General features: G+C 37.1%; 12 protein-coding genes and 1 tRNA gene. 4 read left to right on the top strand and 9 right to left on the bottom strand.

Annotated elements, in window-relative coordinates; translation table 11 throughout:
* Nucleotides 1-65 precede the first annotated feature (65 nt).
* Nucleotides 66-728: a ribulose-phosphate 3-epimerase gene (gene rpe / locus SJY37_RS01105; protein ID WP_298328698.1), complete on the top strand. Its 663-nt coding sequence runs from the start codon at nt 66-68 to the stop codon at nt 726-728.
* On the opposite strand, the gene SJY37_RS01110 is transcribed toward rpe, so the two are convergent.
* The 3 genes from SJY37_RS01110 to SJY37_RS01120 form a co-directional block, all read right to left on the bottom strand.
* Nucleotides 725-2,956, bottom strand: a complete 2,232-nt coding sequence (locus SJY37_RS01110; protein WP_298328701.1) for a transglycosylase domain-containing protein — start codon at nt 2,954-2,956, stop codon at nt 725-727. The two genes, rpe and SJY37_RS01110, sit on opposite strands and share 4 nt — an antisense overlap.
* A gap of 198 nt (nt 2,957-3,154) precedes the next feature.
* Nucleotides 3,155-3,856: a Bax inhibitor-1 family protein gene (locus SJY37_RS01115; protein ID WP_298328704.1), complete on the bottom strand. Its 702-nt coding sequence runs from the start codon at nt 3,854-3,856 to the stop codon at nt 3,155-3,157.
* Nucleotides 3,857-4,048: 192 nt separating this feature from the next.
* Nucleotides 4,049-4,582 (bottom strand): hypothetical protein, encoded by a 534-nt coding sequence (locus SJY37_RS01120; protein ID WP_298328707.1) that lies wholly within the window; start codon nt 4,580-4,582, stop codon nt 4,049-4,051.
* Between the two features lie 173 nt (nt 4,583-4,755).
* Between SJY37_RS01120 and SJY37_RS01125 the strand changes: the two genes are divergently transcribed.
* The 3 genes from SJY37_RS01125 to SJY37_RS01135 all read left to right on the top strand — a co-directional run bounded on the left by SJY37_RS01125 (nt 4,756) and on the right by SJY37_RS01135 (nt 7,470).
* The gene (locus tag SJY37_RS01125; protein WP_298328710.1) at nt 4,756-5,460 is read left to right on the top strand and encodes a DUF4331 family protein; all 705 of its coding nucleotides are present in this window, start codon (nt 4,756-4,758) and stop codon (nt 5,458-5,460) included.
* Nucleotides 5,461-5,479: 19 nt separating this feature from the next.
* Nucleotides 5,480-6,103 (top strand): hypothetical protein, encoded by a 624-nt coding sequence (locus tag SJY37_RS01130; RefSeq protein ID WP_298328713.1) that lies wholly within the window; start codon nt 5,480-5,482, stop codon nt 6,101-6,103.
* 77 nt (nt 6,104-6,180) lie between these two features.
* Nucleotides 6,181-7,470: a tetratricopeptide repeat protein gene (locus SJY37_RS01135; RefSeq protein WP_379952701.1), complete on the top strand. Its 1,290-nt coding sequence runs from the start codon at nt 6,181-6,183 to the stop codon at nt 7,468-7,470.
* 478 nt (nt 7,471-7,948) lie between these two features.
* Here the strand turns inward: SJY37_RS01135 and SJY37_RS01140 are convergent, their stop codons facing one another.
* From SJY37_RS01140 to ftsZ, 6 genes are all read right to left on the bottom strand, one after another.
* Nucleotides 7,949-8,746: an anti-sigma factor gene (locus SJY37_RS01140; RefSeq protein WP_298328719.1), complete on the bottom strand. Its 798-nt coding sequence runs from the start codon at nt 8,744-8,746 to the stop codon at nt 7,949-7,951.
* Complete coding sequence (locus SJY37_RS01145; RefSeq protein ID WP_108876829.1) at nt 8,743-9,282, bottom strand: RNA polymerase sigma factor; 540 nt, start codon at nt 9,280-9,282, stop codon at nt 8,743-8,745. Before SJY37_RS01145 ends, SJY37_RS01140 begins: the two co-directional genes overlap by 4 nt.
* Nucleotides 9,283-9,869: 587 nt before the next feature.
* Nucleotides 9,870-9,943, bottom strand: a tRNA-Arg gene (locus SJY37_RS01150).
* Between the two features lie 35 nt (nt 9,944-9,978).
* Nucleotides 9,979-11,937 (bottom strand): OmpA family protein, encoded by a 1,959-nt coding sequence (locus SJY37_RS01155; protein ID WP_298328724.1) that lies wholly within the window; start codon nt 11,935-11,937, stop codon nt 9,979-9,981.
* Between the two features lie 204 nt (nt 11,938-12,141).
* On the bottom strand, nt 12,142-12,591 hold the full coding sequence (locus tag SJY37_RS01160) for a GatB/YqeY domain-containing protein (RefSeq protein WP_298328727.1): 450 nt from the start codon (nt 12,589-12,591) through the stop codon (nt 12,142-12,144).
* Between the two features lie 202 nt (nt 12,592-12,793).
* Complete coding sequence (gene ftsZ, locus SJY37_RS01165) at nt 12,794-14,812, bottom strand: cell division protein FtsZ (protein WP_379952702.1); 2,019 nt, start codon at nt 14,810-14,812, stop codon at nt 12,794-12,796.
* Nucleotides 14,813-14,878: the final 66 nt, after the last annotated feature.

The raw sequence follows: 14,878 nt of genomic DNA on the forward strand, positions 1-14,878 counted from the left end.
AAACTTAATACACCACTCTTCATACTTTAGAGGAGAATCATATCTTTACATAAAACATCTATTATATGTCAACTACGCTCATTGCCCCTTCCATACTTGCTGCAGATTTTGCAAACCTTCAACGTGATATTGAGATGATAAATGCTAGTGAAGCAGACTGGTTTCATATTGATATTATGGATGGTGTTTTTGTACCTAACATTTCTTTTGGAATGCCAGTGCTACGTGATATTGCAAAACATGCTAAAAAAACAATCGATGTACACTTGATGATTGTAGATCCAGATCGTTACGTACAAACGTTTGCAGATCTAGGAGCAAACATACTCACCGTGCACTACGAAGCATGTGCTCACCTGCACAGAACGCTACAAGTAATTAAAGCTGCTGGGATGAAAGCTGGTGTAGCTCTTAACCCACATACACCTGTAAGCCATCTTGAAGATGTTATACAAGACATAGACTTAGTTTGTATGATGAGTGTAAATCCAGGATTTGGAGGACAACAGTTTATAGAAAACACTTATGATAAGGTTGCTGCTCTTAAGGCTCTAATCACAAAGAAAAATGCTCCTACGCTCATAGAAATTGACGGCGGTGTAAGTGATAAAAATGCTGCGCAGTTGGTTCAAGCTGGAGCAGATGTACTTGTAGCTGGAAGCTTTATTTTTAAATCATCCAATCCTACGGAAACAATCAAAGAACTTAAAGATATTGCAGCTCGCTAATTAACAATAGGATCAACTACTTGAACCTTTGCTGTATCTTGAATGACAGGAAGCACCTCATCAATAATAAGCGTATCTTTTCTTCTAAGATTATATAAGTACGTCGTATCTAATTGTGCAAATGTTTTTGCTTCTGTCGCATCCATTTCTAAAAACGAAGGACATGGAAAATAGTCAAAATCGTATTCAAAATTTGTGAGCATGGGTGATTTCCAAGAGCTCAGTCCTTTAAATACAGATGCTACCATAGGCATTGCCGTATTCGCACCAGAGCCGTGATAGGTTTTTCCAAAGTGCACTCTCTTATCTCTTGTTCCTACCCACGCTCCTACTACAATTTCTGGTGAAGCACCTATAAACCAGCCGTCCCCATTATTTTGGGTAGTACCGGTTTTACCTATGAGATTATAACCTATTTCATAATTTTTCATTCCTGAGGCGCTTCCTTCTGTAATTACCTCTTCCATCATTTTCTGTAATTCCTTTACATGCTGAACAGTGGCTACACGCTTTCCGCCAGTAGGAGTATGTTTGTATATTTCATTACCATCCTCATCTTCTATGCGCTGTATTGCATAAGGTTGTATACGTGTCCCGCCGTTTGCTATACTTCCATAAGCAGTAACCATTTCAAATAAGGTGAGCTCTGCAGTACCAAGCACGATACTTGGTACTTCTGGAAGAGTGGTAGTGATACCCATCTTCTTTGCCTGTTCTATCACTTTCTCTACACCTACATTAAGCTGTAATTGTACAGATACCGTATTTACAGAATTTGCAAGCGCTCCGTGCATACTATAACTTCCCCCATAACGACCACTAGCATTTTTAGGCCTCCAGTCTTCATATTGCTTATAAGTCATTAAGGTGTTATTGTAATAATTACATGGATATTGTCCTCTCTCTAAAGCAGCTAGATACGTGATAGGTTTAAAAGTCGAACCCACTTGTTTTTTAGTCACCACGTTATCTGTCTGACTAAAACCATAATCTATCCCTCCCACATATCCTAAAATAGCACCAGATCTACTATTTACAGTAAACACTGCTGCGTGTAATCTATTAAGACTTGTAGCTATAGAATCTCGTAAAGACTGAAGCCTTGGTTCATATCCTTTTCCAATATTCCAGAAGTCACGCTCCTTAACTTTCATAGAAAACTCAGTGATAGAGCCTGCTGTAGCATTCTTTGCTTTCATTCTTTTTACAGCTGTTTGCTCCTGGACTATTTTATCTAAAAGAGCTTCCTTCCCTCCTTCTGTAGTGGTAGCTGCCCAGTATTTATCCATTAATACTTGTAATCGTTCTACTTGTTTTTGTAGCGCCTTTTCTGAGCTTTTCTGTATCGAACTATTGAGCGTCGTAGTAATCTTTAATCCATCCGTGTGTAGATTATAAATATGACCATCTGGAGCTGGGTGCTGTTGCGCCCACGTATTAAACTCGGCTTCTACAAAGTTTTTATAATAGGTGGAAAATGAGGACTGCTTTTTACTTGCTTGATAATTAATAACAAGAGGTACTTGAGCTTCTATTTTCTCCTCATCGCTAAGGAAACCATACTTTACCATTTGATTTAAAACCGTATTGCGCCTGCGTTCTGCACGTTCTGGATGATTGCGCGGACTATAATAACTAGGTGCTTTGAGTAATCCTACGAGTGTAGCACTCTCTGTAATGGATAATTGTTCTGGAGGTTTATTAAAAAAACGTAAAGATGCTTTTTCTATCCCGTATACATTTTCCCCAAAAGACACTGTATTAAAATACAGCAATAAAATTTCATCTTTACTATACACAGACTCTAGCCTTCTAGCAATAAAGAGTTCTCTTAACTTATTTATAGGAGTACTGAGAAAAAACTGCTTTTTGCGACCAAAGATATTTTTTGCAACTTGCTGTGTTACCGTACTACCACCGCCTGCATTCTGACCTAAAATAATAGATTTTATAAATACACGCCCATAGCTTTTATAATCTATACCTCCATGCTCATAAAAACGAGCATCTTCGGTTGCTACGAGGGCATTTTTAAGCGCTTCTGGAAGTTGTTCTAAATCTACATTTGACCTGTTTTGTAAAAAGTAAAGGCCTATAGACTCACCTCTAGCATCGTATAATGTAGAAGTAACTGGGTTTTTAAGCTTCTTGAGATAGTCGGCTGTTGGTATTTTTCCAAATACACCTATGTAAATACTCAATAAGAATACTGCAAACAATCCGATCATGCCGACCAGTACATATCTTATTGCTCTAAAAGGTTTGGCTTTAACTTTTAACCAAATTGCCTTAACCTTACTTTTATAACTATACAAATGACCTCAGTTTATTAGATTGAATTGTAAATTCCCACATGACTGCATAAAAAAATGCGCACCTCCTATTATCTAGGAAAGTACGCATTAATATTTAGTAATTGAGAGACCTTAATCTCTTGACATAAAAATTCTCAAAATATACCAGAATAATAACATCAGAGATGCAAATAAACCTAAAGCCGCAGCAACATATTGCTCCTCATCATATTTATGCACCATATTTGAAGTAGTATATAATATAGATCCAGCCGCAAGTGCCACCATAGCAACACTAAACCATAAGCCGAGGTCAAATCCAAAGAGAAGTCCCGCAACCATAAGGCCTATTGCTAGAAAAAATCCTATAGCAAGTATAGATCGTAAAAAAGAAAAGTCTTTTTTAGTAAGGATCACAACTGCAGATAATCCAGCAAATAAAGCAATAGTCATCACGGCAGCTTTTTGTAAAATCTCTACTCCATCTATCATAGAGAATGCCTTAAGAAGTAATGGGATAAAAATAAAAGCCTCTGCTACTACGTAAATTCCCAAAGCCAAATAGTGCTGGTTTTTATCTCTGGACTTAAGTGCTAGTCCTTCTGCATGGTTTGTAATAAACATAAATGCCCCAAGTAGCAATAACCAGCTCCAGCCACCTGTAAGTGAATATGCAAAGTTTACAATAACTGGCGATTGAAAAAACAGATATTCGGTGATGATGAATAATAATACTGCAAGTGCTACATAGGTGTATGTCTTGCGATAAAATGCCACTCGGCGCTCATCAGATAATGCACTTACTGGTACTATTTGTGGTTGATATGATTCCATTGATGTTATTATTTTAGTTTTGAAAGTGATGTATAAATGTAAACAAACTAGAAATACGCTGTTCCTAAAAATTAAATATTGCAAAAATCTTAGAGACGTATATTATATAATTATCGGGATGTATTTATTTTTTGCTTTCGCGAAAGCGTACTCATATTATAAATAGTCTGCTGTATCAAATTACCTCAGCAGTTACTTCTTAGAAGACGCACCCTTAAAGTTTTGAGATGAATTCTTGAACAATACATTAAAGGTAGTAAGGCTACCATAAATACGAGTAATGTACTGCTGGAGATCAACCTTATCTTGATCATCAAGTGTTTTACTAGCATTAATCTTTTGCTCCATCACGCGCACACGGTCGCGCACCATCACAATCTTATGGAAAAAGCTTTCTATCGAAATATCCTTTGATGACAAGTTACTATCCTCTGGAGATAATGTCATTGTTCCTCCTCTCCACTTATCTGCTATAGGCACCACCTCAGATATGTCGCTATATCTCTTGAGTAAATCTCTAAAGGTTTTTTCTACCTCGTACATACTCACACTATCTACCTCACCTTCTATTGCTTCTATAACTTCAAAATTATCATCTAATGTTATAGTCTCGAGTCCTCCGTCAATAAAAGTCACCCAATACAGCTCTGAGGTGACATTTGTAATTACTCCTTTACCTAGCTTGTTATGGTCTATCCTACTTCCTATTCCTAATATGGTATTCATAATCTTATATATAGTTTCTTTTATATTATTACTTATTTACGGACGCTAATATATGTAATAACAACCTTGTGTTTTGGTTTTAGATATTTTTCTCTTAACAAGAATTTAACGTCTTAATAGAAACCTTGCGATTCTTAACTGCGTAAGTGTTCGCAAATAAACAATATACAACAATGAAAAAATTACCAAAAATTCTAATCGCAGGTGCTGTCTTACTTGGAGTAGGTGCACTTATCGCAGCCGATCACTTAGATGCTCCTGCTGTAGGCGGAACAACCGCAGACATTACTGATTACTTCGCATTTGAAAGTGCTGAGAATTCAAGCAACACCGTATTTGCAGCAAACGTACAAAGTTCACTAGCTGGAGAGGCTGAGTTTGACGAGAACGTTCTTGTTGAGTTCAACATAGACAACGACGGTGATCTAGTAGAGGATAGAGTAATACAAGCAATTCCAAGAGACGGAAAAATGTATTTCTTTGGACCTTATGAAATTTCTTCAACTGGACTTAACAGTACAATTGACGAAAGTGCTCTTATTGGATCTGTAGATATCTCTACTGGAGCTGATGCAATCACAATGACTACAACTGATGGAATTAAAATATTTGCTGGATTAAGAGCAGATCCTTTTTTCTTTGATTTTACAACTTTTAATGCTGTTGTAGGAAATCCTGCAGGAGACTTTACAGGAACAACAGGACCAAACGGTGGTTTTCAAACTGCTGAAAATGCTTCTGATCCTTTTGAAGGTACAAATGTACTTTCTGTAGTAATTGAAGTTCCAAACACTTTATTAGGTGGTACTTCTGCGCATCCAGCTGGAACAGGCGTTCAAGTTTGGAATACTTGGGTTGAAGCAAAAACAAAACAATAATAGTTAAAAGACATATATCATGAAATTACAAAATATAAAATATCTATTTGCAGCAGTTCTTCTAGCAGGAGTTGTATCATGTAGCGACGACGACGATAACACACCTATCACAATTGATCCAGTACCAACGCCTACAGAAGTTGACTTTTCTGGAACATTTGCTCAACAAGATCAAATGGGACGTGCAGCAATTAATACTGTATTAGGAGGAGATAGTGCTGCTAAAAATAGTTTCAACACAACAATCCCTTCTGAGATGGTTGCAGGATTTCAACAAGCCTTCCTTGACAAAGCTGTAGCATTACACGGTGCATTCGGAGTTGAATATGAAACAAACATTTTAGGTCTAGACGCTCCAACGCTTACAACGATATTAGCTCAAGATGTATTACAAGTAGCACCAGACGCACCTACTACGTATTTTGACGGAACAAATGTTCTTACAGGTCGTACGCTTAGTGATGATGTTGTAGATGTATCTTTAATTTTACTTTTCGGAGGAAATAATGGAGATAAATACAATGGACAAGACCTTGACAATGATGGAACACCTGATTTACCAATTTTAGTTACAGATAACGTAAGCGCTGGAACAGGTGCGACAGGATCTACTTCATTCCCTTACTTAGTAGGGCCACAATAAAAATTTGATTATTTTTAATTAGCTTAAAAAAGGGTCTGAATTTTTCAGACCCTTTTTACATAAAACCAATTGATCTTATGAAATATATAACCTTATTATTACTCACAACCGCCCTTTTTATCTCTTGCTCAAATGAGGATAAGAACATTCTCAATAAAGCAGATTATGAGAACTACCTACAAACCAACAACTCCCAAGAGATTGCAAAAGCAGAAAAAGAATTAAGCTTCTGGAATGAACGAATAAAAAAAGATAGCATCCAACTCATTGAACTATCTAAAAGTGCAGGAATGCAGACGAAAATCTTTCAACTCAATGCATCTATAGAGCAACTCAAAGATGCAGAAAAAAACCTCACAAGATCTGCGCTAGTAACAAACATAGGCAAGGACGGTAAACTGCTAGCATTAGCACAAAACTACATCACTCAGCACCGTTTTAAAGAGGCAAAAGCACTCGTTGATAGTGCTCGCGTTATTGCTGGTGGAGAAATTAAAGCAATTAATCTAGTTGCCTTTGATGTAGCTATGGAACTAGGTAATTATGAAAATGCCGAAAAAATCTTAACAAAAGAAACAGACTTCTCAGACTACAACTATTTGATTAGACTTGGGAAACTAGAAGATTACAAAGGAAATCTTGACAAAACAATCCAACAAATGGAAGCTGCAAAAGCTATTGCAGAGAGTAGCAAGCAAAAAGGATTACAAGTGTGGGTTTACACAAATCTCGCAGACTATTATGGTCATGCTGGAAGAATTAATGATGCTTACAATCATTATCTCAAAGCACTAGCAATTGATCCTAGTAATGCTTACGCAAAAAAAGGAATTGCCTGGATTGCATACTCCTATGAAAACAATCCTACAGAAGCTTTGCGCATAATTGAAGCTATAGAAAAAGATAGTAAAAGCCCAGATTATGAATTATTTAAGTCAGAGATTTATGAAAGCACTGGCGATGAAGATAGCGCCAGAGAAGCGTTAAACAATTTTTTATACCGAGTTTCAAATCCAAGTTATGGAGATATGTATGGAGCATACCTAGTTGAAATATATGCAAGCAAGCCTGAGACATCACAGCAGGCTATAACCCTAGCTCAAAAGGAAGTAAACAATAGACCCACTCCTATGTCTTATGACCTACTAGCACATGCTTATTATGGAAATGGAGATTATGAAAAAGCCTTAAGCATAACTCAAGAACATGTAATTGGTAAAACGCATGAGCCTATGGCACAGTTTCACACAGCACAAATATATAAAGCTCTTGATATGAAAAATGAGCTAGCGCCTATCAAAGAAGAATTACTAGAAACAAGCTTCGAACTAGGACCTGTTACCTATAAAGAAATACAAAATTTATAATTTTATAAATCTATGAAACCGCTTCACAATGTTTTACGTAGATATAGTAAGGTTATTAGAAAACTATTAATGGTTGGATAGTTTTTGATTTTGTTTGTATGAGCGTCTTACTCTTTTGAGTAAGACGCTTTTTTATGACCTATAAGTCAAGTTACCTTTATCACCTCTCCTTAAGCGCAAGTCACACATAATAGTATATGACTTACACACAAAAGCAGTCGTCATCCTGCTTGTTTAAAGCATGCTCATTTAGTACCTTTTTGACGTTAATTAAGAAGCAACATACCCCACTAGATAATTGATGTAATCTGCATAGAATGTAAGCAGATTATATAAATAGATATTTATTAGTGAGCTTATGTATTTGCAAATGAATTGGTGGATCATAAAAAACTCCTTGCTATAGAACTAGCAAGGAGTTTTTAAATTGATATTATACTTATGTATATTAAATATAATTAGAAGTCTCTTAAGCATCTTAAGATGATGCAACCACTCCTAATGTATATAGTTGCTCTAGTGTAGGTGAGGCACTTCCTCCTTCTGGTTCTAATGTAATACCAAAGGCTTCAGACTCATTAGGGTTACTTAGCTCAAAGATTTGATTTCCACTAGCGTCATATTGATCAAGAACTCCAATACTCGTAGGCGTAAGAGGTTCTAAGGTAAGAGACCACACTTGGTAAACCTTCCCTTTAGGAGGTTCTGGTAATCCTTTTACATCTATATATGCTTTACCACTTTTCTTATCCCAATACACAGATGCATAAGCTTCTGGTGCAATAGCTTGCGCTCCTAGTGGCACTGCTATTAAATCTTGTTTACGTATTACATTAAGTAATCCTCTGGTTTGATCGAGATTTGTTTCTGCAACTTGTGTTTTACCTTCTTGAAGTAACAATTCTCTCTCCGTATCAACGATACGATCTTCAAGCTTGTTATTTTCAGTATATAAGTAACCTATACCCGCAAGCAGTAATATTGCAGCGGCCCATCCCATAAATGCAACGATAGGAGTTTGCTTTCGCGAAAGCGGGATTACTTTCGTTTCATTATCGTCTATATACTTTCTTAGAACACTTACATCCTTAGGCTCACCAGGAGCGGCTGCCTTAGCAAGATGCATTAAATGGTTTTCGATCTCTTCTACTTCTTGAAGTAATGACGCATCTTGAGATACCTCACGAGCAATCTCCACCATTTCCTCTTCAGGAAGTGTTCCATATACAAAGAGCTCGAGAACCCCTGAATCTATATATGTTTGTGAATTTTTCATACTACGCCTACTATATCTCTTAGTTTTTTAATACAAATTCTATTTCGCGTTTTTACGGTACCCAAAGGAATGTCTAGCTCTTCGGCTGTTTCCTTTTGAGTGTATCCTTGAAAAAACAAGAAGTGAATTATTTTTTTACAAAGCGGTTCTAGAACGTCTACATACTTCTTGATACCTATAGCGTCTACCGAAGTATTAAAGCTTCCTTTCGCCTCGAGAATATCTACGAAATATTCGGCAGTATGGTTTTTCTTTTGATTTTTGAAATCTTTAGAACGTGTTTTGTCTATAGCCCCATTACGAGCTATATTTAGCATCCACGTAAAAAATCTTCCTTTAGAAGGGTTGTACTTATCTGAATTATTCCAGATTTTAACAAAGGTGTCTTGTAATAACTCTTCTGCCACCTCTTGGTTATGTACAACACTATTTATGACTCCAAATAAGCTCTCGCTATAGAGTTCATAAATTTTCTCAAAAGATGCAGGATCTTTCTGGAGAAACTTATTAATTAATGCGTCTGGTTGTGTCATCATAGATTAGACTACCAATGTAGGATTATGATTTACCATATGCAACTATTGAACTGTTAAAGCCTATAATAATTTACTTGTGGTTGTAATTAATCTCAGACTCCTACTAGTTTATGGAATATACATCTGTAATGAAACTTTCACAAAAGGATTACCTCTGCTTTGAAAATAGAAAAGCCCAATTGCAAATTCAAGCACACTTAATTTGCTATGGGAATTTTGTACTCCTTAGTGAGCTGGAAGGGACAGAGATCAAACTTTTTAAAGGAAGATGTATTTGTAATTGAAACTTTCACGAGAGGATTACCTCCGCTGCGCTTCGGTGATCCCACAAAGCTCCGCTTTGAAAATAGAAAAGCCCCAATTGCAAATTCAAGCGCACTTAATTTGCTATGAGAACTTTGTACTCATTCGTGAGCTGGAAAGGACAGAGATCAAACTTTTTAAAGAAAGATATATTTGTAATGGAAACTTTCACGAAAGGATTACCTCCGCTTCGGTGATCCTACAAAGCTCCGCTTTGAAAATAGAAAAGGAGAAAAATAATTTCTGAGCAAGCTCAAATTATCTCCTCCTTTTCTATTTATTCGTGACCGCGAGAGGATTCGAACCTCCAACCCTCAGAGCCGAAATCTGATATTCTATCCAGTTGAACTACGCAGCCTTTTTACGCTTTCGCGAAAGCGCAAATGTAAATCTTTACTGAGTAATCACAATAAATTCTGAACGACGATTTAATTGATGTTGCTCCTCTGTACAGTCTGAGTTGTTATCACAGTTATTTACGAGCTCTGTCTCACCATAACCTTGACCAGAAATTCTACTAGCATCGATACCTCTAGAGATAATATATGCTACTGTAGACTTTGCTCTTCTATCTGAAAGTGACAGGTTATAGTCATCCTTACCTCTACTATCTGTATGTGATCTTACGCTTATTACCATATCTGGCACTTGCTTCATTGCCGATATCACTTTTGTAAGCTCTAATGCCGCATCTGGTCTTATGTCAGATTTATTATAATCAAAATAAATAGGATTAAGATTAAGAAGCTTTGCAAGGTCATCACCCACTCCTACTTCTGTAAGTCTCAACTCAAGCTCTATATCCTTCTGCAATGTTTCTGGCTCTGCTGGTGTGATCACAATCACCTCCTTTGCATAATATAATTTTGAAGTCGCACGGATCACATAATTCTCTGAGCATACGAGACTAAATCTATACAGGCCGCGTGCATTTACGTCTACCTCTTTTACCACTTCATTATCAGCATTCATGAGCTGTACTTTTGCATCCGTTATAGGTTGCTTTGTAACTGCATCCGTGATAAATCCTAAGACATCTACGTCACAACGTGGCTCTGGCTTTTCCTTTTGCTTGAATCTATAAATGTCATCACTTCCCATTCCTTGGTTACGACTTGAAGAGAAGAAACCAGTTTTTAAAGTATCATTCACTATGTACGCAAAATCATCTGCAGAGCTATTAATAGGCTCACCCAAACTTGCAACCGTAATCTCTTCTGAAGATGGGTTAGTCACAAAAATATCAAGTCCTCCCAGCCCTGGGTATCCATCTGAGGCATAGTAAAGATTTCCTGTACTACTCATAAATGGAAAGGCATCTCTTCCTTCTGTATTTATAGGCTTGCCAAGATTTTCAGGCTCACCAAAGCTTCCATCGCCGTTAATAGCTACTTTCCAAATATCTGACAACCCCACACTTCCAGGCCTATCTGATGAGAAGTATAAAGTTTTTCCATCTGCACTTAACGCAGGATGTGCAGTAGCATATTCCTCCTCATTAAATGAAACTTCAACCGCTTCAGACCAACTTCCCTTTTCCTTATCCACTAGCGTAGATTTATAGATCTTCAATTTATTAATCCCATCTGACGATTTTGCAAAATCTCCATCTGTAAAATTATTTCTTGTAAAATACATTGTCTTTCCATCCTTTGTAAATGTGGGAGTACTCTCATGGAAGATGGTATTTACCTTGCGGTGAAAACGTGAAGGCGGAGACATGCTCCCGTCTTCTTTCATAGTAGATTTATATAAATCTAGAAATGGCTGATTGTTCCACTTATGTATACGTCTTGTAATGGAACCCGTATCTCTTGCCGAAGCAAAAATCACTTGGTTCTTATAATATGACGGGCCAAAATCTGAGTATCGAGAGTTCATCTCTCGTATCATATTAACCGTATAATAGCTTTCTCGATAGCCTTCTACCTTTGTGTAATCTGGATTTTCTTTGAATAATTTTGCTCTAAAGTCATTACCGCTTCGATCTGCAAAGATTTGCATCATCTCATCAGACTTATCATATTCTTTAATAGCACGTAGTGTTTGTGCATATCTAAAGTAGTGCTCATCACTTACAGAGTCTGCATAGCTTTCTGTGAGTTTTCCATACCATTCCTGAGCTTGAGAATACTTACCATTATAATAGTAAGCCTCTGCTATCTTATTAAAAACTTGATATGATTTAAAACCCTCTGCTACGAGGTCTTTATAAATCTCGATAGCATCTATATATGCTAACTGATTAAACTTTTTATTTGCTCTCGCAAGCTTCCCTTGCTGAGCATTAGCACTATGGATTGTACTAAAAATAATCACTAAAACAAAGGCGCACCTCATAAATCCCTTCATAACCTGTTGGTATAAAAGTTAAACGTTAAAAACTATTTAGGGGGTTTATTTAAAGACTGCTTGAGTCTCGCTGGGGAACACAATATTAGTAAACCTTTTTTTTAAATGACACAACTACGTTGTCAATTCGACAAAAAGACTGCTTTCACGTATTAAAGGCTATTATATGAGAATTTTAAAGAAAATTAACTGACTACAAGACTATTATGAAAGACGAGCCTTCACAATTGTACTGATGGTTTTACCATCTGCTTTTCCAGTAAGTCTAGCATTTACCTGCCCCATTACCTTACCCATATCTTTCATTCCTTGGGCTCCAGTTGAGGCAATTATCTCATCTACTACTTTAGTAACATCTGCCTCACTCATTTGTTCTGGTAAGAATTGAGAGATTACTTCTGCCTGTGCTATTTCTGGATCTGCAAGATCATTACGTCCCTGCTCTGCAAAGATAGCTGCACTATCCTTACGCTGCTTTACAAGTTTCTGTAATAACTTAAGCTCTTGCTCTTCGGTAATCTCTTCTTTTGCTCCTGTCTCTGTCTGCGCAAGTAAGATTGCAGATTTTATGGCACGTAGCGATGTTAATGCATTTTGATCTTTAGCTTTCATAGCTTCTTTCATTGCAGTCATCACTTGTGTAGATAGGCTCATAATAGTATATATTTTGTACTCAACACTCCTAATAACGTTATGGAGTTTAAGAGATAATTTTATTGATTGTAAATATTTTATTGAAGTCACGAAGATACGAGAAATGGTGAAATTAAATACACACCTATGTAGCTTATAAAAAAGAAACCCGTCTATCTTGGGGAAGATAACCGGGTCGCTAAAAACTCTAAACAGTACCTGCTTAATCTACATTATCATGTAAAAATGAGTTATTACTTCTCAATTGAATTTCATCATTATCATCTGTAGAAAGTGATGTCCTAGATAAACTTCCATCCTTTGCTGGTGTTTCTTCTAGATCAATCCCCATACGCTTGTACGCAGGTTGCTTTTCTATCTCCTCAATACGAGACTGGTTTGTGCGAAATTTATAATTGAATTCTTTCATCTTGCGCTTACGCTCAGAAGCTCTATCTATAAGAATCTGTGAGATAGGACTATTCATAGGGTCTATCTCTGCATTTTCATCTTCACGCTTTTGTTGAGGAGCAACAGTTTTTGTTTCAAAAACAATTGTTTCTTCTTCAATGTCGCTTTCATCATCATCATCACTAGATGCATTAGAAAGTGTCTCTTCAAGCTCCATGTAATCCTCAAGACTATATCTAGTCTCTCCGTCATTAGTATGCTCAGTTACAGGTACAATTTCTATAGGTTCCTTCACCTCTATAGATGCTGTAGTGTCATCAAGATCAAACATGATAGGCTTCTCATCTTCCTCCACAGGAGCTTCTGTCGTTAATGGCATATCAAAAAACAACATTCCATTATTTTCTGGCTCTTTATGCTCTACTCTAGTCGCTTCATGACGCACTGTAGTATCTATGATTTCAAAATCTGCTTCATTCTCTAGAAGTATCTCATCATACACAACAGTAATATTCTTAATTACATCTGTAGTAGGAACTATATCCATACTATATTGCTGCGCAGGAGGCTGTACTGGCTCAGCTTTAGGAGCCTGCTCTGGAACAGCTTGTTGCCTTGTAATTTCTTTTGCGGGCGCTTTCGCGAAAGCGGTAGGCTTCTTTTCCTCTATTTCATCAAGATCAAGTGTATGCACTATTTTCTTAGGAGCAACCGGTGCTTGTGGAGCTACTGGTGCCGAAGGTGGAATCTCTACAGTAGCATCTGGCATTAAATCTTGCTGTGCTCTCTGCTCCTCTTCTAGTGTATGAATGATCTTCTTAGTCTCTACGTTTACAATCTCATTCTGCTGCTCTGCATTAAATCCCGTTGCTATAATAGTTACAGAAATAGCATCACCTAGAGAGTCATCTTCACCTACACCCATAATGATGTTTGCGCTGTGACCTGCCTCTGCTTGAATGTGATCGTTAATCTCTCCTATCTCGTCTATCGTGATTTCATCACCACCAGAAACTATAAGTAACAATACATTCTTAGCTCCAGTAATTTTATTATCATTAAGTAATGGAGAGTCAAGTGCTTTTGATATCGCCTCGTTTGCACGACTTGTACCACTAGCTGTAGCACTACCCATGATAGCTGTACCAGATTTACTTAACACTGTCTTTGCATCACGTAAATCAATGTTTTGTGTATAGTGATGTGTAATTACCTCTGCGATACCACGTGAAGCGGTTGCAAGAACCTCATCTGCCTTACTAAATCCTGCTTTAAAACCAAGATTACCGTAAACCTCACGGAGCTTGTTATTATTAATAACAATAAGTGAATCTACCTGGGCACGAAGTCTATCTACTCCTTTTTGAGCTTGCTCGTTACGCATTTTACCTTCAAACTGGAATGGTATCGTGACAATCCCTACGACTAGGATATCAAGCTCACGAGCCATTTTGGCAATAACTGGTGCAGCACCAGTTCCTGTACCTCCACCCATTCCGGCAGTAATAAATATCATCTTTGTATTGGTACCAAGCATTTGCTTAATATCCATCTCACTCTCTATAGCTGCCTGCTCACCCACATCTGGATTTGCTCCAGCCCCAAGACCTTCTGTAAGACCTACTCCGAGTTGTATTTTATTAGGTACTGTGCTATTCTCAAGTGCTTGCGCATCTGTATTGCAGATTATAAAATCTACTCCATTTATTCCCTGCTGGAACATATGGTTAATAGCGTTACTACCTCCACCACCTACACCTATCACTTTAATTACGTGACTTTGGTTTTTAGGTAGATCAAATGTGATATTATCAAATTGTGTCGTACTCATATGATTTGTTTTTGCCCCTTATTCTTATACAATCAATTACTACTTGCGTAGCTATCTTATTATTTC

The organism is Dokdonia sp. R78006 (assembly GCF_042466145.1).
Lineage (GTDB): Bacteria > Bacteroidota > Bacteroidia > Flavobacteriales > Flavobacteriaceae > Dokdonia.

What these genes read in the sequence shown, in the direction of transcription:
- ftsZ (WP_379952702.1), bottom strand. Translation starts at nt 14,812, where the DNA reads ATGAGTACGACACAATTTGATAATATCACATTTGATCTACCTAAAAAC.
- SJY37_RS01140 (WP_298328719.1), bottom strand. Translation starts at nt 8,746, where the DNA reads ATGAAAAATTCACAAACATATATAGATTCAGGGGTTCTCGAGCTCTTT.
- SJY37_RS01115 (WP_298328704.1), bottom strand. Translation starts at nt 3,856, where the DNA reads ATGGAATCATATCAACCACAAATAGTACCAGTAAGTGCATTATCTGAT.
- SJY37_RS01110 (WP_298328701.1), bottom strand. Translation starts at nt 2,956, where the DNA reads ATGATCGGATTGTTTGCAGTATTCTTATTGAGTATTTACATAGGTGTA.
- SJY37_RS01135 (WP_379952701.1), top strand. Translation starts at nt 6,181, where the DNA reads ATGAAATATATAACCTTATTATTACTCACAACCGCCCTTTTTATCTCT.
- rpe (WP_298328698.1), top strand. Translation starts at nt 66, where the DNA reads ATGTCAACTACGCTCATTGCCCCTTCCATACTTGCTGCAGATTTTGCA.
- SJY37_RS01125 (WP_298328710.1), top strand. Translation starts at nt 4,756, where the DNA reads ATGAAAAAATTACCAAAAATTCTAATCGCAGGTGCTGTCTTACTTGGA.
- SJY37_RS01160 (WP_298328727.1), bottom strand. Translation starts at nt 12,591, where the DNA reads ATGAGCCTATCTACACAAGTGATGACTGCAATGAAAGAAGCTATGAAA.
- SJY37_RS01130 (WP_298328713.1), top strand. Translation starts at nt 5,480, where the DNA reads ATGAAATTACAAAATATAAAATATCTATTTGCAGCAGTTCTTCTAGCA.
- SJY37_RS01120 (WP_298328707.1), bottom strand. Translation starts at nt 4,582, where the DNA reads ATGAATACCATATTAGGAATAGGAAGTAGGATAGACCATAACAAGCTA.
- SJY37_RS01155 (WP_298328724.1), bottom strand. Translation starts at nt 11,937, where the DNA reads ATGAAGGGATTTATGAGGTGCGCCTTTGTTTTAGTGATTATTTTTAGT.
- SJY37_RS01145 (WP_108876829.1), bottom strand. Translation starts at nt 9,282, where the DNA reads ATGATGACACAACCAGACGCATTAATTAATAAGTTTCTCCAGAAAGAT.